We start from the raw sequence: 22,445 nt of genomic DNA on the forward strand, positions 1-22,445 counted from the left end.
CCTAACCGGCGGCCGGGGTGAGCCGGTGCCGGCGCAGCGCCACGTAGAACGGCTGGTGGTGGTCGCGGTAGCGGGCCAGCAGCGGGTTGTTCTCGGTGGTCTCGGCGTAGGCCGCCGGCCGCCGGACGAAGCCCCGGCTCCCGTTGACCTCGACGTGCCAGCGACCGGTCCGTTCCCAGTCCGGCAGGGCCCCCTCCGGCCAGCTCAGCGCCGCCGGGTCGAACGGCAGACCGACGGCTGCGCAGTAGGCGGCCATCGTCGCCGTCGGGCGGTCCACCAGGTCGTCGGAGTCCAGCACCACCGGTTCGTGCCCACCGGCGGCCCGGACCGCCTCGAACAGCTCGTGCATGTGCTCGATCCCGACGTCGGAGAGCCGCATGTCGGGGCGGAGCGCGTAGTAGGAGGGGATGATCTCCTCGGGCCGGCGGATCACGAAGGTGTGCCGGGCCGTGGCGAGGAAGTCCCGGTCCGCCAGCACCGCCGGGTACCGGTAGTCGGTGGTGTCCTTGAAGAAGACCGGCCCGTCGTCGCCGAGCGCCCGCAGCGCCCCGATCACCTGCCGGTGGTCGGCGGCGGTGACGGTACCGATGGTGACCTGCCCGAAGTCGGTCACCCCGCAGAACGGCTCGTGCACCGTGCGCAGGTCACCCCGGGCCACCATGGACCGGTAGAAGGCGGTGGAGCGGGACCTCGGCGCGCTCCAGAGCGCGACGATCGGGGCGGTCACCGGCCCGCCTCCCGTTCGGTCAGCAGGTCGCGCAGCGTCGCGGCGAGCGCCGGCGCGGCCGGCTGCCCCATCATCGCGTAGTGGTCGCCGGCCACCCGGTGCTCGCGCAGCCCGCCGGTCACCAGCGCACCCCAGCCGGTCCGGAAGCGTTGCGGGTCTCCCCCGTCCGTGGCCAGCAGCAGGTCCACCGGGCCGGCGAAGGGTTCCGGACGCCACACCGCCCCGGCCGCCACGGTGGCCAGGAAGACCCGGGCCCGGGCCGCCACGTCCGCAGGCCGCATCCCGGCGGTGAGCCCGGCGTCGGCCAGCCGGGCCAGCAGCACGTCGAACTGCTCCGGCTCCGGCCGGCCGCGCAGCTCGGCCGCCTCCAGCGCCGGTGGTTGCGCACCGATCGACAGGGCGAAGTCGGCCGCGAACAGCGCCAGCACCTCGGCGGTCTCCGGCGGTTCGGCAAGCATCGGCGGCGGCGCGGCGTCGAGCAGGGCCAGCAGCCCGACCTCGGCGCCGTCGGCCCGCAGCCGCTGCGCCACGGCCAGCGCCAGCCCGCCGCCGGTCGACCAGCCCACCAGGTGGTACGGCCCCTGCGGCGTGGTGGCCCGGATCAGCGCGGCGTACCGCTCGGCCATCTCCGGCACCGAGGTCAGCGGTGGCGTGCCGGTCAACCCGACGGCGTCGATGCCGTACCCGGGCCGGTCCGCGCCGAGGTGCCCGGCCAGGTGCAGGTACGCAAGCGACGACCCGCCACTGGAGTGCACGAACCAGACCGGCGGCCGACCGGTGCCCGGGTGCAGCGGGACCGGCCCCCCGGTGTTCTCCTCGGCGGTGCCGCCCACCGCGCGGGCCAGCTCGGCGATGCTCTGGTGGGTGAAGAGCAGCCGGACGCTGATCCCGAGCCCACGGCGGTTGACCAGGTCGACGACCCGGATCGCGACGATCGAGTTGCCGCCCAGCTCGAAGAAGTTGGCGAGCACGCTCACCTGGTCGAGTTCCAGCACCTCGCACCAGACCTCGGCCAGGGTCCGTTCCACGTCGTTGCGCGGCGCCAGCATCGGCGTCGCGGGGGCGGCCTGTCCCGGCTCGGGCAGCGCGGCGGTGTCCACCTTGTTGTTCGGGGTCAACGGCAGGGCGTCGAGCCACTCGTACGCCGCCGGCACCATGTGCTCCGGCAGGTGGGCCCGGAGGGCGACCCGGAGGTCCTCGGTGTCGGGGCGCGGCTCTCCGGCGGCGGCCACCAGGTACGCCACCAGCCGGGCCTCCCCACCGGCGGAAGCCCGGGTGACCACCGCCGCGTTGCCGACGCCGGGCACCGCGCGCAGCGCCGCCTCGATCTCACCGAGCTCGATCCGGAAGCCGCGCACCTTCACCTGGTGGTCGGCGCGTCCGTGGAACTCCAGCCGCCCGTCGGAACGCCACCGCACCAGGTCACCGGTGCGGTAGAGGCGGCCGGTGCCGGCGGCGTCGGGGCCGTACCGTTCGGCGGTCAACGCCGGCCGGCGGTGGTAGCCCCGGGTCACCCCGGCCCCGCCGATGGACAGCTCCCCGGTGATGCCGACCGGCACCGGTCGCTGCCAGCGGTCGAGCACCCGGACGACGGTGTTGGCGATCGGTCGCCCGATCGGCACGGCGGCGGCTGCGGTGTCCCCGGGCTCTCCGGCGGGCTGGGTGGTGGACCAGATGGTGGTCTCGGTCGGGCCGTACATGTTGACGATCCGGGCGTCGGTGGCGTCGGTCAACGCCGCCAGCAGCGCGCCGGGCAGGGCCTCCCCGCCCACCAGCAGGGTCCGCAGCCGGGCCAGCCCGGCCCGCCCGTGCGGGTGCTCGACCAGCAGCCGGGCCAGCGCCGGGGTGCACTGCAGGTGGGTCACCCCGTGCCGGGCGATCAGCGCGGGCACCGACTCGTCGGCCGGGTCGTCGGGGCCCTGGTCGCGGCCGGTCTGGGTCGGCTGTGCGCCGGTGACGAGCCGGCGTAGCCGGTCCAGGTGGGGCAGGGCCGCGAGCACCTCGTCCCGGTCCACACCGAAGTCGACCAGGCAGGCAATCTCGTCGACGCCGACGCCTACCAGCCGGTCGACCAGCGGCAGGCAGTCCTCGGGGGTGCCGAAGAGGCCGCTCTCGTGCACGTACCTGTCGAAGGCGTGGTCGAGGACGACGTCGATGTCGTCCGCGCTGACCGTGCCGGCGGCCACGTCCATCCCCATCCGCTGGGCGAGCGTACGGACCAGGTCCAGCGAACCCCGCAGGTACTCGATGAACGGCCCGCGTACGGTCCGCAGCACCCGGTCGTGGTCGTCGCCGACGAACGCGTGCAGCATCAGGGTGACGTGGCCGTCGGTGCCGGTGGCCTCCCGATGCGCGGCCCGGTACCCGGCGATCTTCTCGGCGAGCTGGTCGACGTCCTGGCCGAGCAGGTGGGTGAGCAGGTTCGCGCCGATCGCGCCGGCCTTGCGGAAGGTCTCCGGGCTGCCGGCCGCGGTGATCCAGACGGGCAGTTCCGGCTGCACCGGCCGGGGCCGGATCCGGACGTCGACCGGCGCGCCGGCACCGCCGGGCAGCCGGACCGAGCCCCCGCGCCACAGCTCACGCACCGCTTCGAGCTGCTCGACCATGACCGTACGCCGGTCGGCGTAGTTGTCCGGGGCGAAGACGAAGTCGTCGGCGTGCCAGCCCGACGCCACCGACAGCCCGACCCGGCCGTGCGACAGGTTGTCGATCACCGACCACTCCTCGGCGACCCGTACCGGGTGGTGCAGGGGCAGCACGACGCTGCCGGCCCGGATGGCGACCCGCTCGGTGACCATGCTCAGCGCCGAGGCGACGACCGCCGGGCTGGGATAGTTGCCGCCGAAGGCGTGGAAGTGCCGCTCCGGCACCCAGACCGCGCTGAACCCGTGCCGGTCGGCGAACCGCGCCCCGTCGAGCAGGAGCTGGTACCGGTCGCCGGGCAGCTCCGCGTCGCTGGCGAAGTAGAAGAGGCTGAACGCGGTGTCCGTGGGGGTACGCGGGGCGGGCCGGGCCGGCAGCACGTCGGCGGCCCGGCCACCGGCGACCACCACCCGCAGGCCCCGGGTGAGGGTCCAGAGCAGCTCCAGCACGGAGATGTCGAACGAGACACTGGTGACCGCGAGCCAGGTGCCGGGGCCGTCCTCGCCCCCGACCTCGATCTGCTGGTCCATGGCCAGGAAGAAGTTCAGCACCTGGGCGTGCTCCACGACCACGCCCTTGGGACGCCCGGTGGACCCGGAGGTGTAGATGACGTAGGCGGCGTCCCCGGCCAGCACGTCGTCGACGGCGGCGACCGGTTCCGCCCCGCCGTCGGCGTCCCGCTCCGGCCGGTCGTCGGCGTCCCGCTCGGGCCCGTCGTCGGCGGCAGCGTCGGCGAGGTCCACCAGGCGCGGGCCGGCCGGCAGCGGTCCCAGACACTCCCGACCGGCCTCGTCGACAAGCACCGCGACCGGTTCGGCGTCGTCGAGCATCAGCCGCAGCCGGGCGAGCGGGTACTCCGGGTCGAGCGGGACGTAGGCGGCCCCCGACCGCAGCACCGCCAGCAGCGCCACCACCAGCTCCGCCGAGCGGCCCGCGCAGATCCCGACCAGGGTGCCCGGCCGGGCACCGACGGCACGCAGCCGGGCCGCGAGCCGGTCGGCCCGCTCGGCGAGTTCCGCGTACGACAGCCGGGTGTCGCCGTGCACGACGGCCACCGCGTCCGGGGTACGCCGCACCTGCTCGGCGACGGCGTGGTGGATCAGCCGCGCCGGGCCCGGTGCCAGGTCGGTGGCCGTCCACTCGCCGAGGATCAGGTCCCGTTCCGCGCCGGTGAGCAGCTCCAGGCCGCTCAGCCGGGTGTCCGGGTCGGCGGTTACCTGACGCAGCACCTCCGTGAGATGGTCGAGCAGGCGGCTCATCCGGTCGTCGTCGAAGAGTTCGGTGGCGTACTCCAGCTCCAGGTCGATCCCGCCCTGGTCCGGAGCCTCGGCGGCGCTGATCGTGAGGTCGAACCGCGAGGTGCCGAGCGACACCGGCAGCTGGTCGACCCGGACGTCACCGAGGGCCAGCTGTCCGGCACCACCGTCGGCCAGGTAGAGCGCCACCTGGAACAGCGGGTTGCGGCTGGGGTCGCGGGCCGGCCGCAGCTCGTTCACCAGGTGGTCGAAGGGCAGGTCCTGGTGGTCGTGGGCGCCGAGAACCGCCTCGTTAACCCGGTCGAGCAGCTCGCCGAAGGTGGGGTCACCGGCGGTGGACATCCGCAGCACGACGGTGTTCGCGAAGAAGCCGAGCAGCGGCTCCACCTCGGAGCGCGTCCGACCGGAGAAGATCGACCCGACCGGCACGTCGAGCTGCCCGGTGTAGCGGCTCAGCAGGGCGGTGAACCCGGCGAGCAGGACCGGCAGCAGCCGGACCCCGGCCCGGTCGGCCAGCGCGGCGATCGACCGGTGCAGCTCCGCCGGGAGCCGCCGGCCCAGCACCGCACCGGCCCAGGTCGGCTCGGCCGGTCGGGGACGGTCGGTAGGCAGGTCCAGCACGGGCAGGCCGGCCAGGCGGTCCCGCCAGTAGGTGAGGTGCCGGGTGGCCCCGTCGCCGGCGAGCTGCCGCTGCTGCCAGGTCGCGTAGTCGGCGTACTGCACGGCCAGTGGGGCCAGGCCCGGAGTCCCGCCGGCACGGGAGGTGGCGTAGAACTCGCCGAGCTCGCGCACCAGCAGCCCGGTCGACCAGGCGTCGGTGGCGATGTGGTGCACGGCCAGCACGAGCACGTGGTCGTCGGGGTCGAGCCGGGCGACGGTGGCCCGGAACAGCGGCCCGGCCGCCAGGTCGAACGGTTGGGCGGCCAGCTCGGCGGCGAGTTCCCGGGCCCGCTGGTCGCGCTCCTGCGGCGGGATCCCCGGCAGGTCGTGCACCGGCAGGTCGAGCCGGTCCGGCGGCGGGTCGACGACCTGCCGCGGACCGGCCTCGGTGTGCACGTACCGGGTCCGCAGCACCTCGTGCCGGCCGACCACCCGGCGCAGCGCGTCGGCGAGCAGGTCCAGCTCGACCGCGCCGCGCAGCCGCAACGCGTACGGGATGTTGTAGAGCGGCAGTCCCGGTGCGAGCTGGTCCAGGAAGTACAACCGCTGCTGCGCGTACGACAGCGGAAGCGGCTCGTCCCGGCCGACCACCGGGATCGCACCGGCCACCGGGCGCCCGGCGCGGGCCGCCCGCAGTTGCTGGATCAGCTGGGCGCGCTGGGTGGGCGGCAGCGCCATAAGCCGGTCCCGCATGTCCGGTCGGTCGATCATCGGGCAGCCTCCGCAGGTGGGGCGTCACGGGAGCCGGGGACCGGGCCGAACAGGACACCGCCGGTAGAGTGGTTCGGGATGCTTCACGCCACTCTTCGCCCAGCCGGGCGAGCGGGCCAGTCAGGGATTACCCCGACCGGCGGAGGGAGCCGACGGTGAGCCTCGCCGAGCTGGGTTGGGACGACGAGCGCGACCGGGCCTTCGCCGCACTGCGCAACGCCGGCCGGACCCCCGCCCGGGTCGCCCGGGTGGACCGCGGCACCGCCCTGCTGTACGCCGCCGCCGGGCCGGTCCGGGCCCGGATCGTCGACGGTCGGCACCGGTCGGCCGCCCCGGCGGTGGTGACCGGTGACTGGGTGGCCCTGCGGGCCGGTGAACCGCCCACCGTCGACGTGCTGCTCGACCGGCGCGGCACGGTACGCCGGCCGGCCTCCGGAGGCGGGGTGCCCGACCAGGTGCTGGGCACCAACATCGACGTGCTGGCCGTGGTGGAGGCGCTGGATCCCGCGCCGGAGGCGCTCCGGGTGGGCCGGTTGCTCACGCTCGCCTGGCAGTCCGGTGCCGTACCGGTGCTGGTGTTGACCATGGCGGACCGGGTGGCGGATCCGGCGGCGGTGGCCCGGCAGTTGGCCGACGACGCACCCGGGGTGCCGGTGCACCCGGTCGACGCCACCGATCCGGCGCAGGTGGCGGTGCTGCGGCGGTACCTGTCCGGCGGGCGCACCCTGGGCCTGGTCGGCGCGCCGGGGGTCGGCAAGTCACTGCTGGCCGCCACCCTGGCGGCCACCGCCACGACCGACGGCCGGGCCGCGACAACCGACAGCCGGGCAACGCCGGACGACGACGGCCGGGCCGCGACGCCCGGCGGCGGTCGGGTGCTGGTCCGGGTGCCCTCGGGCGGCTGCGTGCTGGACACCCCCGGTCTGGCCGGCACCGGTCTGCTCGGGGCGGCCGAGGCGGTCGACCGCACCTTCGCCGACGTCGTGGCGCTGGCCGCGGAGTGCCGGTTCCCGGACTGCGCGCACCTGACCGAGCCCGGCTGCGCGGTGCTGGCCGCGATCGACGACGGCGTGCTGCCGGCCCAGCGGTTGGCCAACTGGCAGCGACTCGGCCGGGAGATCGACTGGGAGACCCGCCCCCAGGAGGCCCGGATCGCCTCGGCCGCCCGATGGGAGCAGCGCCGGGCCCAGCGCCGCGCCCGGGGCTGACCCCGACCCGCCGGCCGGACCCCGCGCGCCGCCCGTCGCGCGCCCGCCGGTCGGTCAGGTGCGAGCCGGTTCCCGCGCGGCCAGCGGGCCGGTGGCGGCGATCGAGGCGGCGGCGGCGATGTCGAGCAGGTCGCGGACCATGGCCGCGGAGGCCGGCTCCGCCCCGGGCTCCAGACTCGACGCGACGATCCGGTCCACCTCGTCGCTGTGGTAGACGACGCCCATCTCGTCGGGGGTCAGCCCGGCCAGCGGGTGGGTGAGCGGCACGGCGGTGGGGCGCACCGACAACCGGAACCCGCCGTCGGTGGCCTCGGCCAGGCAGAGCAGCACGATGCGCTCACCGCGTTCCGCGGCGGCCGTCACCGCCTCCCGGGTCACGCCCCGAATGCCCTCGACCCGCACGTCACCCAGCTTCGCCTGCTGGTCGAGCACGGCGTTGACGGTGATGACGAGCTTGCACGCGGCGTCCAGCCCGTCGACGTCGAGCGACGGGTCGGCCTCGGCGATGCCCCGGCGTTGCGCGTCGGCCAGGGCCTCGGCGTACCCCTGGCCGGCCTCCATGGCCCGCAGGATGCTCTGCGTGGTGCCGTTGAACAGCGCCTCGATCCGGGTGATGCCGGCACCGGCGAGGTCCCGGGCACCGATGTTCACCACCGGCAGGGCCCCGGCCACGCAGGCACTGAACCGCAGCCGCGGCCCCGGGTGCCGGTGCGCCAGCCCCCACCCGTCGCGCAGGTCGGCGGCGCCGGTCAGCTCCTCGTACGCCAGCGCCAGCGGGCCCTTGTTGGCCAGCACGGCGTGGGTCCCCAGCGCCAGCGCGGTGCGTACCGTGCCCAGGCCCGGCTCACCGTCGTCGAGGTTGACCGGGGTGGCCTCCAGCAGCACGTCCGGCCGCAGCTCGGTGACCAGCTCGGCGGGGGTCAGCCCGGGACGACCCACCCCGGGCAGCTCGGCGACCGGACGACCCTCGCGTACCGTCCGCCGGATCGTGGCGAGGTCGAGGCCGGCCGGGTCGACCGCCGCGCCGCCGTGCTCGGCGACGCCCACCAGGACGAACTCCAGACCGTGCCGGCGCCGCAGCTCGGCGGCCCGTTCGTCCAGGATGCGCAGCACCCCGGAACCGACGTTGCCCAGACCGGCGAGGACCAGCCGCCACGGCCGGTCCGCCGGGGGCCGGGGATGCGGGGACGCTACGGACTCAGGCATGGTGGCACTCCTCAGCGGGTGGCTGGTCGGCGGGCGGACCCGACAGCGGGTGCCACCGGGTCAGGGGATCGACCATCGGCCAGTTTGCCAAGGTGGTGCCAGGTCGGCGACTCGTCCGCGCGCCGGGGAGTGCTCGTCGCCCCGGTCAGCGGGTCTTCTTCGCCGCCCGCTTGCGGGGTGGCGTCAGCAGGTCCGCGATCGTGGCGATCGCGGACGGCACCAGGCGGTAGTACGCCCAGACGCCACGCTTCTCCCGCTCGATCAGGCCGGCCTCGGTGAGGATCCGGAGGTGGTGGCTCACGGTCGGCTGGGAGAGGCCGAGCGGCGCGGTGAGGTCGCTGACGGACGCCTCCCCCGCCGGCGAGGCCTGAATCAGGCTGAGCAGTCGCAGCCGCGCCGGATCGGCGAATGCCTTCAGCACTCCCGCAAGCCGCTCGGCATCGGCACGCTTGATCGGCTCGCCGGCGAGGGGCGAGATGGCCGGCGTCGAAGTCTTCGCAGTTCCCACGCCTTGCATAGTGGCAGCAACAGCGCCGGTCGGCGGCGAAACGAGGGCGGAATCACCGCGAGGCGGTGCGGCCCGTCACGCCGGCTCGGGTACGCCGCCCGGCTCGCCGTCGTCGGGCATCGGCTCGACCGGTGCGTCCGGCAGCGTGTCGGGCGTACCGGGAAGCAGTTCCTCGGCGTTGTCCGGCACCGGCTCACGCGGGTCCAGGGGTGGGTAGACGTCCGGATCGAGGTCAGGATTTGTCATCGGGCAAGTATCCGTCACCATCGCCGGCACCGCCTCCGGAGCCGCGGACGCGGGCCCGACGACCGCGCCGCCGTTCACCACAGACCCTCCATCTGCGCGACGGAGCTGGCCGGCGGCGGCTCCCGGAGGAAGACGTCGAGCAGGAAGTCCGGCTCCTCGTGACGAGCTGTGCGGGCCAGCCCGTCCAGGTCACCGAGGAGCCGGTGCACGTCGTCCCCGCTGCGTACGTGGTCGGGCACCGACGGGCGCCAGTGCACCGCGACGAGCGTCCCGCCCGGCGCGAGCGTCGCCATCACGCGGCTGGTCAGCAGGTCGAATCCGGCGTCGTCGAGGTAGTGGAGGGTGAAACCTGAGGCCCGTCCTATCCCCTGGGGTCGGAACCCCGTCCGGCCTGTCGTGCCTTGCCGATCAGCCCCAGGTGGGTGTGCTCGAACCCGTCGGTCGTCTTGAGGCCGTAACCCAACGCGCGGTCGACGGCGATGTGGAACACCCACGCGACGGCCAGCACCCCGAGCCAGCCGATCTCGTCGCGGAACGCGGCTGCGGCCACGGCCACCGCGCCGAGCAACGCCGGCACCGTGTACGAGTGGACCACGTTGTAGCAGAAGGCGCCGAGGCGCGGCCCCCGCAGGTAGCCGAGCATGGACAGGTCGAAGACGAGGAAGAGGGCGAGCAACGACCACCACGGGTATCCGACGGCGACGGTCACCACGACGGCGAGGGCCGCGACGACGACGGCCTCGACACGCTGCGCCACGACCGGGTTCAGCTCTGGCATCTCCACACCTCGATCAGGGGGTGTCGCTCGAACCCATGGTACGGGGCGTTCCCCCGGGTCCTCTTCTTCGGTAGATTTCGGTCGACGTGCAGCAGGACGGTGACGACAGCCTCGATCCGCGGGTCCTCCGGGAGATGGTGGACGACCGGGTGGTCGACGCCGTCCTGATCGGGCTGGCCGCCGCGGTGGGCCTGACCGCCGCCGTCCAACAGGCGAACGACCCGGTGCCGGTGTCCGCCTGGATCCTGGCCGCGGACTGGGTCGCGGGGGTGCTCGGCTGCCTCGCGCTGTGGTGGCGGCGCCGGTTCCCGGTCGTACTCGGCGTCGTCCTGACCGTGGCGAGCGCGTTCTCCGAGACGGTCGCCCCGGCCGCGATCGTCGCGTTGTTCACCGTCGCGGTGCACGGCTCGACCAGGGCGACGCTCGCGGTGTGCGCGGTCAGCCTCGCCGCGCTCGGCACCCATCAGCTGCGCTGGCCCGAGCCGGCGGTCCCGCCGTTGACGGTGTTCGTCATCATCGGGCTGGGACACCTCGCCACCGTGGCGTGGGGCCTGTCCGTGCGCAACCGGCGGGCGTTGGTCGCGTCCCTGCGGGCACGGGCGGCGGCGGCCGAGGTCGAGGCGCTGCTGCGGGCCGAGCAGACCGCGCGGGAGGCCCGGGAGGCGCTCGCGCGGGAGATGCACGACCTCCTCGGGCACCGGCTCTCCCTGCTCAGCGTCCACGCGGGTGCCCTCACCTACGCCCGCGACGCGCCGGCCGAGGACCGGGCGCGGGCGGCCGAGGTGGTCCGCGAGAACGCGCACCGGGCCCTGCAGGACCTCCGCGAGGTGATCGGGGTGCTCCGGGCCCCCGTGGGTGAGGAGCTGCCGATGCCGGGCGCCGAGGACGCCCTGGAGCTGATCGAGGAGGCCCGCCAGGCCGGCACGGCGGTCGAGCTGCGCGACGAGGCCGGGGTGACGACCGGCGACCGGAACATCCCGGAGACGTACGGCCGCACGCTCTACCGCCTCGTCCAGGAGGGCCTGACCAACGTGCGCAAACACGCCCCGGGTACGCCGGTGCTGATCCGGATCACCGGGCGACCCGGCGACCGGGTGACCGCCGAGGTGGTCAACGGGCCCCCGGCGGATCCACCCTCGCGCCCGGACGGTGCCGGTGCGGGGCTGCGCGGGTTGCGGGAACGCGCCCAGCTCGTGGGCGGGCGGCTCGACCACGGACCGACGAACTCGGGCGGCTGGCGGGTCCGGCTCCGGCTACCCTGGCCGTCGTGACCCATCCGATGCCCGCCGACGGCACGGGCGACCCGGTCATCGACGTGCTGCTGGCCGACGACGACCCGGTGGTCCGGTTCGGGCTCAAGATGATCCTGAGCGGCGCCCCCGACCTGCGGGTGGTGGCTGAGGCGAGCGACGGCGCGGAGGCCGTGGAGCTGGCCCGGCGCCACCGGCCCGACGTGGTGCTGATGGACATCCGGATGCCCGACACCGACGGGCTCACCGCCACCGAGACGCTGCGCAGCGGTGCGTCCGGCCCGCAGGTAGTGGTGCTCACCACCTTCGACGCCGACGCCCAGGTGCTGCGTGCCCTGCGGGCGGGCGCGGCAGGTTTCCTCCTGAAGGACACCCCGCCGGACGAACTCGTCGTCGCGATCCGGCACGCGGCGCAGGGCCGCCCCGTGCTCTCGCCCGAGGTGACGCGTCGGCTCATCGCGCGGGTCGCGGAGCCGGGGCAGGACGACCGGCAGCAGGCCGCCCGACGGCGGCTCGACGTGCTCGCCGACCGGGAGCGGACGGTCGCGGCCGAGATCGGTGCCGGGCGCACCAACGCGGAGATCGCCGCACGGCACCACCTCGGCCTGACCACGGTCAAGACCCACGTGTCGGCGATCCTCACCAAGCTGGACCTCAACAACCGCGTGCAGGTGGCACTGCTCGTGCAGGAGGCCGGGCTCACCCCCCTGGAGTGACCGGGCGGTCAGCTGCCGTACCCGCGCTCCTACTTTGGTTGGTGGATCCGGAGCCTTGGACGGAGAACGGAGCCGGGTGGCCCGCCTAGCGTCGATGTCATGCGACTTTCATCCCGACATAGCCGCGTGTCACCCGTACCCCTTCGGATCGGCGCGGCGCTGGCCGGCGCGGTGCTGGCCCTGACCGGTTGCACCGGTGCGGCCGGACCGGCGGCGCCGGACCGCCCGGTGGCGGCCGTCGGCCCGACCGGGCCCGCGCCGACCCCGGACCCGGTGCAGTGGAAGGAGTGCGGGCCGGGCCGCGACTGCGCCACCGTCGAGGTGCCGCTGGAGTACACCGACCCCGACGGGAAGCAGATCCCGCTCGCCGTGACCCGGCACCGGGCCACCGACCCGGACCGGCGCATCGGCAGCCTGTTCATCAACCCGGGTGGTCCGGGGGTGTCGGCCACCGAGACGGTCGCCTCCATCGACGCCGCCCACGACAAGGGTCCCTACTCGCCCGAGGTCGTCGCCCGGTTCGACGTCGTCGGCATGGACCCGCGCGGTGTCGGTGAGTCCGGTGCCGTGCGGTGCCTGACCGACGAGCAGCGGGCCGAGCAGGCAGCCGAGGACCGTGACCCGACCGTCCCCGGCGGAAAGCCGTTCGGCAAGCTGCTCACCGACGCCCGCACCTTCGCCAAGGGCTGCCTGGACCACCAGAGCCCCGAGTTCCTGGCGAGTCTCTCCACCGACAACGTGGCCCGGGACCTGGACCAGGTGCGCGCCGCGCTCGGCGAGGAGAAGATCACCTTCTACGGCGCCTCCTACGGCACGGTGGTGGGTCCCATGTACGCCACGCTCTTCCCCGACCGGGTACGCCAGATGGTGATCGACGCCCCGGTCGACACCGGCCTGTGGCAGAACGACCCCCTGCGGCTCCTGGACGACGTCGCCCGCTCCAACGAGGAGACGCTCGACGCCTGGTTCAAGACCTGCCGCGCCGAGGGCGTCAAGGTGTGCGCCTTCGGCGACGGTGATCCGGAGGCCGCGTTCGACGCCCTGATCACCAAGCTGGAGGCGAAGCCGCTGCGGGTTCCCCCGGTCGAGGGCCTCACGCCGGGCGGCACGCTCGACGGGGCGATGGCCCTGGAGGCCGTGCGCGCCGCCGCCGGCAACCGGACACTCTGGCCCACGCTCACCGCGGGTCTGCTCGCCGCTCAGCGGGGCGACGGCACGGCTCTGCACTTCGTGGTCTCATTCGTCACGGTCGCGCCGTTCGGCGCCCCGTTCGCGAGCCTCCAGGAGCCGCACAACGCCGTCCGCTGCGTCGACTGGCCGGAGCTGGGCAAGCTGTCCGAGCACCACGCCGCGGCGAAGAAGATCACCGGGCGTGGCGAACGGCTCGGCAGCCGGGCCGCCTACAGTGCGCTCAACTGCGCGTCGTGGCCGGTCGAGAACAAGGACCGGTTCACCTCCGAACTCACCGGTGCCGGCGCCCCGCCGATCCTGGTGGTCGGTGGTCGACTGGACAACGTGTCGCCGCACCACTGGGCCGAGAACATGACGAAGCGGCTGGCGGACGCCGTCCTGCTCACCCGCGAGGGCGTCGGCCACACCTCCTACCGGATGAGCGGCCCGTGCGTCGACGCGGCCGTGGACGCCGTACTGATCGACGGGGTGCTGCCCGCCGACGGCACCGTCTGCGACGACGTGCCCCCCGGCACCACCCGGCCGCCTGCTCCGCAGGGGTAGCCAGGGAGGCGCTCAGTCCCCCTGCTCCAGCGGTAGCCGTCTATGCTGTGCCGGTCGACAGCGATCCGCACCCCGGTGCGGTGGGGAGGTCCAGGGCAGTGGGACTGAGCGTCGTCATCCCGTACTTCCGACAGGCCCGGTGCCTGGACCTGACGCTCGGTGCGCTGGCGGCACAGGACCCGGACGCGGGCCGCTTCGAGGTCCTCGTCGTCGACGACGACTCCCGGGACGACGTGGACGCCCTCGTCCGCGCCTACCAGGACCGACTCGACCTGCGGCTGATCCGGTTGCCGGTCAACCGGGGCCGGGCGGTGGCCCGCAACCGGGGCATGGCCGAGGCCACCGGCGACCGGATCGTCCTGCTCGACGCCGACTCGCTGGCCGGCCCCGGGCTGATCGGTCGGCACGCCCGGTTCCACCGCAGCCGCCCGGAGGACGTGCTGTTGGGTGCCCGGATCGAACACGACTGGCGGGCGGTGCACGACCCCACCCGACCCCCGGCACCGTCGGCGTACCACACCGACCTGCGCTACCGGTGGGGCCTGGACCCGGGGACGTTCGCCGACCACCCGGCCCCGTGGATCTTCGGCTACAGCCATCACATGTCGGTGCCGTCGGCCCAGGTCCGGGCGGTCGGCGGTTTCGACGAACGCTTCGTCCGGTGGGGGCACGAGGACGTCGAGTTCGCCTACCGGCTCTTCCTGGCGGGCCGACGGCGAGCGGGTCACTTCCACTTCGACCCGCTCGCCCTCTGCCACCACATCCCGCACTTCCGGGAGACCGCCAACAGTTGGGCGGAGGCCGGCCAGCTGCTGACCTACATGATCGACAAACACCGTACGCTGGAGTTGGAGCTGTACAAGGACGGGCCGATGGGGGTCGCCGCGGCCCTGCCCACGTACCTGGAACGGCTGCGGGCCCTGCACGACTGGGACAACCGGGCCGCCCGCGACGAGGCCCTCGCCGCGCTACCGGCCCGGCAGGAGCCGGGTCGACTGGTGATGGGCATCGGACTGGCCGACCGCGTGCCGTTCACCGGGCACACCGAGGTGCTGGACCAACGGCCGCCGACCGAGGCGCCGCCCGGACTGATCGGCCTGCGCCTGCCGTTCCCCGCCGACCACTTCGCCGACCTGCTCCACCTGGACGTGTGGCGGACCGCCGCACCGGACCACCTATCCAGGATGGTGGTCGAAGGGCTACGGGTGGCCCGGACGGTGTACCTCGGCGCGTCGAAAGGTGTCCCCACCGCGGACGAGGTCGGCCTGGTCGACTGTCCCGAACACCTCTGCGACATGCTGCGCGGGCACACCGACAGCGAGGTGGTGCACGACGGTGACCACGCCTGGCTGATCCGGATCAGAAGGGGATAGTCCCGCCCCGCGCACCACGGCCGCCGGGTGCGCGAATGGATGTTCGGGCAGCCATGACACCCGGACGGTCGATCCATTGGGGACTGTCGGATTCCCGCTTTCGAGGGCCGGTTCCGCGCCGGAGGATGCTCTTCCAAGCTCCTCTGTCAGGTCCGCTGTGGAGGTGTCCGCAGGCGAAGGCGGTGAACGATGCGTTGTGTCACCTGTGGTGCCGACACCGATGCGGTGCTCCCCACCTGCCAGCGCTGCGGTTCGGCCCTGCCCGGCGCCGCCGCCGTACCGCAGGTGCAGTCGCCGGCCCACCCGGTGGGACCCGTGCCACCGGTGCCGCCCGGTGCTACGGAGCCGCCGGTCGTGCCGTCCGCGTCGCCGGGGTCGGCCGTGGCGGCACCGGTCCCGTGGTGGGACCTGCTGCTCTGCGCGGTCCTGCTCGTTGCCTGGCTGCTGGTGGTGCTTCTGCTCGCCTTCGCCCGGGGCGCCCGGGACCTCTCCCTGGTGCCGGATCGGCTGGCCCTGTGGCACCACCTGCTCGCCGCGCTCGCGGTGGCCGTCTACCTGGTGAGCGCCGTCCGGGGCGTACCCGAGACACCCGGGCACACGCTGGCGCGCAACATCCGGGGATCGGGGCGTGCCGGCGATCTGGCGCGGGCGGTCCGACTCCTCCTGCCCAGCCTGCTGGTGACCGTTGTGGTGGCGCTCATCGCGGGAGTGACCGTGCCGCTGCCCGCGAAGGTCTCCGGACCGGTGGTCACCGCCACGCCGCCGCCCGCCGCCGACCCGGTGCCGGTCGACACGACGCCGGCGCCCGCCCCGTCCGCGATGACGGCATCGGCACCGGAGACGCTGACCGGGATCGACGATCCGGACGCCCGGCGGCTTGCGCAGGCCGTGGCGGTGGATGCCCTGCTCTCCGAGTCGATCAATTCGCGCAGCGACCTGGCGGTCGGCATAGCGGCGGTGGGACAGTGCCGCGATCTGGAACGTTCACTCGGGCTGCTGGAGGGCGTGACAGAACGACGCCGCGACCAGCGGGACCAGGCCAAGGCGCTGGACGTCGACGCGCTCGCTGACGGGTCGGCGATGCGGAGCCACCTGGTGTCCGCCTTCTCGTACGCGGGGGACGCCGATGCCGCCTACGCCGCCTGGGCCCGGCGGTCCATCCGCTCCGGCTGCTCGCTCGACGCCAACTGGCGGCGCGGCAACCAGCTCTCCGAGCGGGCGCAGCGGGCCAAGAGTGAGTTCCTCCGCAGGTGGAACCCGATCGCCAGCTCCTGTGGACTGCCCACCCGCACGACGAAGGAAATCTAGGCTCCCGGGAGATGGTGACGGTGACCGACCCGCCGCAGGCTGATCATTTCGACTTTCCGTCGTACCAGGTGCCGCCCTCGCTGTCCGATACCACCCGGCACCTGTGCGGGGCGGCCCACCTCGACGAGAAACTCGCCGACACGGTTATCCGGGAGGTGGTCGAGGAGGGGCGCCGCGCCGTCGCCCTCTCGTTCGGCTTCGGAGCTTGCCATGGCAGATCCGGATCAGCCGGCCCGGTCGATCGTCTTCCACAACACCATCCACGGCGGCCAGCAGGCGATGGCCAGCGACAAACCGGTCATGGTCCAGTACAACGGGACGAGCGGGCCCGGGGAGAGGTTCGACGCGTTACTGCGGATCCTCAAGGAGCAGGTGACCGACTTCGACGACCCGGATCGGGCCGGCCGTGAGGTGGCGACGATCGAGGCGGCCCGGACGGAGCGGGCGACGGACCGCCGCCCGGTGCTTACCTCGTTGGAGGAGCTGGCCGCGTTGGCCGCGGCGGGTGGCACGCTGGCGGAGACGGTCGGCAAGATGATCGAACTGGTCTCCCAACACTGGCCGCTGTGAACCCCGCCGCAGGTGCGCCGCCACCTGGCGGGCCTGACTCATGTCACGTGCCGGGAGTGCGTACGGGGCCCGATTTCCTGGTCATCCACCAGATGATCGCGGTGATGACGACGAGCCCGGCACCAGGCAACAGGTTGTTGATCGAGCCGACCGCCTCGTCGCGACTCTCGAGGGAGCCACCGACATCGAGGTGCAGGGTCGTGGCGAGGACGAAGGCCATGGCGTTGTAGACGGCGTGCAGCACGACGGCGACCTCCAGCCCGCCGGTGCGCCAGGTGACGATCGCCATCGTCGAGAACAGCACGAGATACGACGTGAGCAGGTAGGGGTCGAGCGTGCCGTGCAGGAGCGAGAAGAGCACGGTCGTGACGATGATGCCGAGGACCGCCCCGGAGCGGGCGCCGCGGGTCCAGCCGCCGACGACGCGGAACATCAGGCCGCGCAGTCCGTACTCCTCACCCGCCGCCGCCAGCGGCGTGAGCAGGACACTGATCAGGAGGAACGCCACGAGGTCGGCGGTCGTCCAGGGGACCGGGTCGTCGGGAACGAAGAACCCGATGGTGACGAGGACGGCCAGCAGCGGGCCGAAGGCGAGCAGCGTACGGCCGAGGACGCCGTAACGGAAACGCCCCTCTCGAGGTCAGCTCGCGAGGGAGTCGAGCCAGTTCGTGCGCAGTCGCAGTGCGCGCTCGGCGCTGCCCGCGACCGCTGCGGCACCGGCGGCGATGTTCACCGCGAGCGGGATGCGCACCGGCAGTTCGAAGGTTCCGAGGGAGTCCGCCACGGGCGGGACGTGCGAGAGCGTCGCGACGAGTTGCGGCATGGCCACGCCGAATCCGACGAGTACGAGCAGGGCCGAGACGACGCCGATGAGGCGGCTCACGCCCGGGTGGGTCTGATGGAGGCGGGCGCGTCGACCTTCGGCGGAAGCGGGATGGGGCACCAACTGCGACTGGGTGCCGTCGGCACGCACGTAGTGGCAGCGGCGTAGGCCGAAGGTGTTGACGGCGACCTCGATGTGACCGCCCGGCACGGGGAAACGGGCGGGCACCGTCGAGAACGACAGGAGCGCGCCGTCGAGGTAGAGCCGCGCCCGTACCGCGCCGTCGTCGCGATCGCCCAGCTGACGGACGTCAACCGCGTACGTGGACACGGTGCCGTCTGGTGCGCGCAGGGTCAGTGTGCGTACGGACCTGCTCAGCAGCTGCCACCAGCGGAAGCGCGGCAGCGGCTCGCCGTTGCCGGGGCGGATGCGCCGCGCCGCGAGATGGTTTCGCATTATTCCGAACGCCACCCGAGGACCCCCTGTCTTCGATCACCACACGACTAACACACTGTGCTAGTCCCTGGAATCTAGCACAGTGTGCTAGAAATGGGTGTGAGGAGGTGCCGAAGATGCCTGACCGGCCGACGAAGCGGGACACCCGCGACCGGATCCTGATCGCCGCGGCGACCATGCTCGGGGAGAACCCGACCGCTCGGCTGAGCGTCCGAGGAGTCGCCGCGCGGGCAGGCGTCAGCACCGGGTCGCTCCGCCACTTCTTCCCGACCCAACAGGCGCTCGTCGACACCGTCGTGGCCAGCCTCTACGACATCGACATCCCCGACGATCCGATCCGCGACACCGAACGCACGCCGGCGGAACGCCTCGTCGAGTGCCTGCGGCAGTTGCTCGCGCAGGTAGGCACCGGAGATCGGGCGCGTGCGTACTGGCGCGGACTGTACGAGACGTACATCGCGCCCGGCCTGGCGGACGACGAGGTCGCCGCGTACCGCTCGCTCGAACGGTTGGGCCTGCACCGCATCGAGCGGTGGCTGACCGTCCTCGCCGAGGAAGGCGTGCTTCCGGCGGACGACGTCGCACGACGCGCACGCTTCCTGGGCACCGTGCTCAACGGTCTGTGCACCGAGCGCGCGCTACCCGTCGACGCCCTACGACACGAGTTCGAGGCCGACACCCTCCGGATGGCCGCCGACGCCGTCACGAGCGGCGGCACAGGGGGCGCCCTGAACGGTTGACGCCGCTGCGGCCCTGCGCTGAGAATCGGTCGTCGGGCAGCACGGGCCCGAGCCGCAGGAACGCGGCTCGGGCCCCTCGATCCCCAGGTGGGGCCACGAGTCAGCCGATGGTCACCCGTCGCTCAACCGGTACGCCCGGACGACCGTCTGGTCGAGGCTGTTGCCCTGCCCGTCGGTGACCGAGGTACGCAGCGACACGTACCCACCGGAGCGGGGGTGCTGGAGGGTCGCGGTCCACGTCGTGCCGGCACCCCGGACCGTGGCCGGCTGCCAGGTCTTGCCGTCGTCGTAGGAGACCCGCACGGTGACCTGCTTCGGGGTCACCGGGACCCCCTCGGCGCCGAGGACCCGCAGCCGTACCTCGAAGGGCCGACCGGCCGGTGCCGCCGACCGGCCGTCCAGCTCCGGGGCGTACCGCACCACCATGACCGGCAGCCGCACCCAGTCGTCCCCGTCCGGCCGGGCGGAGCGGAACCGCCAGGTCAGGTCGACCTCGGTGGAGAGTTCGGTGAAGCTGCGCCGGGCGGAGGCCTCCAGCCGGTACGCCGCCGCCTCCGCCGGCACCTCGAAGAAGCCGAAGCCGGCGGCGGTGGGTTCGGTGAACTCCTCGACCAGTTCGTCACCCCGGTAGAGCGCCGTCCGACCGACGTCACCGGCGGACCAACCGCCGTGCCCGGCCGCGTCGCCGTGCAGCGGGATGTCGACCCGGATCACGTCCTCGATCCGGCCGGCGCTGCTGTACGGGGTCCCGGTCGCCACCAGGGTCGGTCCGATCGGTGCGGTGTTCCACACCTCCCGGTAGCTGCGACCGGCCTGGTACCGCCGGGGCTGGCTGTAGAGCACCTTGCGGAACTCCGCCTCGGGCTCCCCCTCGACGCTCTGCCAGATGGTGATGCCACCCGACCAGGCGACGTCCGTGATGCTGTAGTACTCGGTCCAGGTGTCGCCGACCGGTACCTCCGCGCTGAAGGTCGAGCCGTACACCCCGTCGAACTCCGCCGACATGTTCCGTTCGACCTGGTCACCCAGCCGCTCGCCGCGCAGCTCGTGACGCATGGTGGCCAGCTCCGCGCGCCGCACGTCCTTGCGGTACCCGGTGGGCAGCCGGCCGGGGAAGCCCTCACCCAGGTGATAGAGGTACGGCGTCCCGGCGAAACCGCCGTCGCCGTCCGGCCTGGCCCACTGGTGCGCGACGTAGCCGGCGACGTGCCCGTGGGTGGCCTGGTCACCGAGTTGGGCCGAGTAGAGGCTGCCGAACCCGGCAGCCCCGATGTCGATGATCGCCGGGGAGCGGCCGAAGAGTTCCACCAGCACCCCGGTCTGCACCAGCACCGGACGGGCGGTGCGCTCCGGCACGGTCGCCGTGATCGGCTTGGCCTTCCGCGCGTCCAGGGTGACCGTGGTGTCCCGGGTCAGATTGATCTCGGGTCGGCTCAGCAGGCTGCTGCGCTCCCGCTCGCCGAACTCCTCGACCACCCCGGTCACCGCGTAGCGGCCCTTGGGCAGCCGCCGGATGGTGGGTCCGCCGGCGGTCCCGTCGAGCGGCTCGATCCCCGGTACGTCGATCCCGCTGACCAGGCTCCAGTACGTGTCGGCCGGCGCGCCTGTCGAGTCCAGGTGGGTGACGGTCAGGTCGTAGCTCTCCACCTCGCGGTGCACTCCGACCGGGACGACGGTGCGGTGCTGCCCGGCGGTGGCGAGCAGGTGCCCGCTGTAGTAGCCGTCCTTGCCGTCGACGCTGGTGTCCACGGTGGCGGCCACCTCGGCGGTACCCCCGGCCGGCACGGTGACCTGCGGCGCGGCGGTGCGGAACATGCCGGCCGGAGCGGGCCTGCCGTCGGGCCCGATGATCTGCCAGGCCAGGTCGAGGGTGAGCGCCTCGGTCCCGTCGTTGCGCAGGGTGAGGGTCCGGGTGATCGGGTCGTCGTCGTGGTGCGGCCACCTCGTGCGTCCGTACGACAGGCTCTGCGGGGTGGCGGTCACCGACTGCCCGATGGCCCGCGCCACGTCGACCAGGCCCGCGCCCTGCTGGTACGCGGTGTCACCGGGTCGCGGGTTGGCCGAGCCCATCAGGGTGGCCTTGATCCGGGTGGCGTCCCAGTCGGGGTGCTGCTGGGCGAGGAGCGCCGCCGCGCCCGCCACGTGCGGGGCGGCCATCGAGGTCCCGGACTCGGCGACGTACTGCTCCCCGACCGGTACCCCCATCTGACCCTCGGCGGCCTTGGCGGCGACGATGCCGACACCCGGCGCGGTGAGGTCCGGTTTCACGGCGTCGTCGCCTACCCGCGCGCCCCGGCTGGAGAAGGGTGCGAGGGACCCGTCCCGGTCGACCGCCCCGACGGTCAGCGCGGCGTCCGCGCTGCCGGGCGAGCCGACCGTCTGCCCGTCCGGCCCCTCGTTGCCGGCGGAGACCACGAAGAGGGCGCCGGTCTGCGCGGTGAGCGTGTTCACCGCCTCCTCGAACGGGTCGACCTCCGGCCCGTCGCCGCTGCCGAGGCTCATGTTGACGACCGTGGCCTTCTTGTCCACGGCCGCCCAGTGCATCGCCGCGAGGATCGCCGAGTCATCGCACCAGTAGTCGCAGACCTTCGCGGAGACCAGGCTGGCGTCCGGGGCCACCCCCCGGTACTTCCCGTCGGAGGCGGTGCCCCGGCCGGCGATGGTCGAGGCCACGTGGGTGCCGTGCCCGAACCGGTCGACCGGGTCGGTGTCCGGCAGGAAGGTGACCGCCTCGGTCACCGCCCCGGCCAGGTCGGGGTGGGTCGGGTCGACGCCGCTGTCGATGACCGCCACGGTCACCCCGGTGCCGGTGAAGCCGGCCTCGTAGGCGGCGGGCGCGCCGATCTGCCGTACGCCCCGGTCCACCGTCAGCCGACGCTTCCCGTCGAGCCAGATCCGCTCGATGCCGGGGATGCGGTCGGCGGTCTTCGGCGCGGCCCCGGTCAGCTTCGTCCAGACGTCGGCCAGGTCGGTCTTGTCCGCGCTGACCGCTACCCCCTCGATCGCCGGTAAAGCCCGGTCGACCCGGAGTTCGGCACCGGGCAGCGGCGATCCACCCCGCCGGGCGGCCGCCCGGTCCGGGTACGCCACGATCAGCGGTAGCCGGTCGCGGGCCGCGTCGTGGTAGCCGTACTCGATCAGCCTGCTGACGTTGAACAGTCGACGGTCCAGCACCCCGGAGGCGATCAGCGGCACCGCGTCCGCGGGTACCACGTGCAGTTCGCCGTCGATCCGGTGGGACCGGAACCGGATGCCGGCGCGGTCCTTCGCCGGTCGGATCGTCACCCGACCACCCCGGTCGACGGTGATCCGGTCGCCCGTGACCAGCGTGACCGTCGCCGGCTGGCCGTCGGCCCCCACCGGCACCCCGCCACCCGGGCCGGTTCCGTCGCCGCCGGGCGTACCGCCACCGTTCGGCGCGGCCCAGCCGGGTTGCCCCAGCCCCAGCAGCATCGCGGTGGCCAGCCCGGCCGCGCCGATCCGTGTGCGTCTCCTCATCGAACCTCCCGATCAGATCATCAAGACGTACGAG

Annotated in this window: 18 protein-coding genes; 8 read left to right on the forward strand and 10 right to left on the reverse strand. The window is 73.6% G+C overall.

Going from position 1 to position 22,445, the window contains the following annotated elements; all coding sequences use genetic code 11:
• Window position 1 precedes the first annotated feature (1 nt).
• Both GA0070617_RS28790 and GA0070617_RS28795 read right to left on the reverse strand, forming a co-directional pair.
• On the reverse strand, window positions 2-727 hold the full coding sequence (locus tag GA0070617_RS28790) for a sulfotransferase-like domain-containing protein (RefSeq protein ID WP_217628889.1): 726 nt from the start codon (window positions 725-727) through the stop codon (window positions 2-4).
• Window positions 724-5,997, reverse strand: a complete 5,274-nt coding sequence (locus GA0070617_RS28795; protein WP_139135805.1) for a MupA/Atu3671 family FMN-dependent luciferase-like monooxygenase — start codon at window positions 5,995-5,997, stop codon at window positions 724-726. Before GA0070617_RS28795 ends, GA0070617_RS28790 begins: the two co-directional genes overlap by 4 nt.
• Window positions 5,998-6,152: 155 nt before the next feature.
• Here GA0070617_RS28795 and rsgA point away from each other — a divergent pair, with 155 nt between their 5' ends.
• On the forward strand, window positions 6,153-7,205 hold the full coding sequence (gene rsgA / locus GA0070617_RS28800; RefSeq protein WP_229688258.1) for a GTPase RsgA: 1,053 nt from the start codon (window positions 6,153-6,155) through the stop codon (window positions 7,203-7,205).
• A 54-nt stretch (window positions 7,206-7,259) separates the two neighbouring features.
• Here rsgA and GA0070617_RS28805 read toward each other — a convergent pair whose 3' ends face one another.
• The 5 genes from GA0070617_RS28805 to GA0070617_RS28820 form a co-directional block, all read right to left on the reverse strand.
• Complete coding sequence (locus GA0070617_RS28805; protein ID WP_091445452.1) at window positions 7,260-8,411, reverse strand: homoserine dehydrogenase; 1,152 nt, start codon at window positions 8,409-8,411, stop codon at window positions 7,260-7,262.
• A gap of 145 nt (window positions 8,412-8,556) precedes the next feature.
• Window positions 8,557-8,928: an ArsR/SmtB family transcription factor gene (locus tag GA0070617_RS28810; RefSeq protein ID WP_091445454.1), complete on the reverse strand. Its 372-nt coding sequence runs from the start codon at window positions 8,926-8,928 to the stop codon at window positions 8,557-8,559.
• A gap of 66 nt (window positions 8,929-8,994) precedes the next feature.
• A complete protein-coding gene (locus GA0070617_RS30920) occupies window positions 8,995-9,165 on the reverse strand; it encodes a hypothetical protein (protein WP_175440702.1) in 171 nt (56 codons plus the stop codon).
• 74 nt (window positions 9,166-9,239) lie between these two features.
• Complete coding sequence (locus GA0070617_RS28815; protein ID WP_139135806.1) at window positions 9,240-9,458, reverse strand: hypothetical protein; 219 nt, start codon at window positions 9,456-9,458, stop codon at window positions 9,240-9,242.
• 68 nt (window positions 9,459-9,526) lie between these two features.
• A complete protein-coding gene (locus GA0070617_RS28820; RefSeq protein ID WP_091447701.1) occupies window positions 9,527-9,943 on the reverse strand; it encodes a DUF4260 domain-containing protein in 417 nt (138 codons plus the stop codon).
• Window positions 9,944-10,029: 86 nt separating this feature from the next.
• Between GA0070617_RS28820 and GA0070617_RS28825 the strand changes: the two genes are divergently transcribed.
• The 6 genes from GA0070617_RS28825 (at window position 10,030) to GA0070617_RS28850 (ending at window position 16,894) form a co-directional block, all read left to right on the forward strand.
• Window positions 10,030-11,214, forward strand: coding sequence for a sensor histidine kinase (locus GA0070617_RS28825; RefSeq protein WP_217628890.1), 1,185 nt, complete (start codon window positions 10,030-10,032; stop codon window positions 11,212-11,214).
• An 8-nt stretch (window positions 11,215-11,222) separates the two neighbouring features.
• Window positions 11,223-11,909 (forward strand): response regulator, encoded by a 687-nt coding sequence (locus GA0070617_RS28830; protein WP_091447708.1) that lies wholly within the window; start codon window positions 11,223-11,225, stop codon window positions 11,907-11,909.
• Between the two features lie 126 nt (window positions 11,910-12,035).
• Window positions 12,036-13,643, forward strand: coding sequence for an alpha/beta hydrolase (locus tag GA0070617_RS28835; RefSeq protein ID WP_217628891.1), 1,608 nt, complete (start codon window positions 12,036-12,038; stop codon window positions 13,641-13,643).
• A 98-nt stretch (window positions 13,644-13,741) separates the two neighbouring features.
• The gene (locus tag GA0070617_RS28840; RefSeq protein WP_175440703.1) at window positions 13,742-15,016 is read left to right on the forward strand and encodes a glycosyltransferase family 2 protein; all 1,275 of its coding nucleotides are present in this window, start codon (window positions 13,742-13,744) and stop codon (window positions 15,014-15,016) included.
• 189 nt (window positions 15,017-15,205) lie between these two features.
• The gene (locus GA0070617_RS28845) at window positions 15,206-16,324 is read left to right on the forward strand and encodes a hypothetical protein (RefSeq protein WP_139135807.1); all 1,119 of its coding nucleotides are present in this window, start codon (window positions 15,206-15,208) and stop codon (window positions 16,322-16,324) included.
• A 210-nt stretch (window positions 16,325-16,534) separates the two neighbouring features.
• On the forward strand, window positions 16,535-16,894 hold the full coding sequence (locus tag GA0070617_RS28850; protein WP_091445464.1) for a hypothetical protein: 360 nt from the start codon (window positions 16,535-16,537) through the stop codon (window positions 16,892-16,894).
• Between the two features lie 43 nt (window positions 16,895-16,937).
• Here the strand turns inward: GA0070617_RS28850 and GA0070617_RS28855 are convergent, their stop codons facing one another.
• Window positions 16,938-17,402 (reverse strand): CPBP family intramembrane glutamic endopeptidase, encoded by a 465-nt coding sequence (locus GA0070617_RS28855; RefSeq protein WP_217628892.1) that lies wholly within the window; start codon window positions 17,400-17,402, stop codon window positions 16,938-16,940.
• A gap of 132 nt (window positions 17,403-17,534) precedes the next feature.
• Window positions 17,535-18,173 carry a hypothetical protein gene (locus tag GA0070617_RS28860; RefSeq protein WP_091445468.1) on the reverse strand — a complete coding sequence of 213 codons (639 nt, stop codon included), beginning with the start codon at window positions 18,171-18,173 and terminating at the stop codon, window positions 17,535-17,537.
• A gap of 116 nt (window positions 18,174-18,289) precedes the next feature.
• Between GA0070617_RS28860 and GA0070617_RS28865 the strand changes: the two genes are divergently transcribed.
• On the forward strand, window positions 18,290-18,913 hold the full coding sequence (locus GA0070617_RS28865) for a TetR/AcrR family transcriptional regulator (protein WP_091447712.1): 624 nt from the start codon (window positions 18,290-18,292) through the stop codon (window positions 18,911-18,913).
• A 111-nt stretch (window positions 18,914-19,024) separates the two neighbouring features.
• Here the strand turns inward: GA0070617_RS28865 and GA0070617_RS28870 are convergent, their stop codons facing one another.
• Window positions 19,025-22,411, reverse strand: a complete 3,387-nt coding sequence (locus GA0070617_RS28870) for a S8 family serine peptidase (RefSeq protein WP_091445470.1) — start codon at window positions 22,409-22,411, stop codon at window positions 19,025-19,027.
• Window positions 22,412-22,445: the final 34 nt, after the last annotated feature.

This window comes from Micromonospora yangpuensis, from assembly GCF_900091615.1.
Lineage (GTDB): Bacteria > Actinomycetota > Actinomycetes > Mycobacteriales > Micromonosporaceae > Micromonospora > Micromonospora yangpuensis.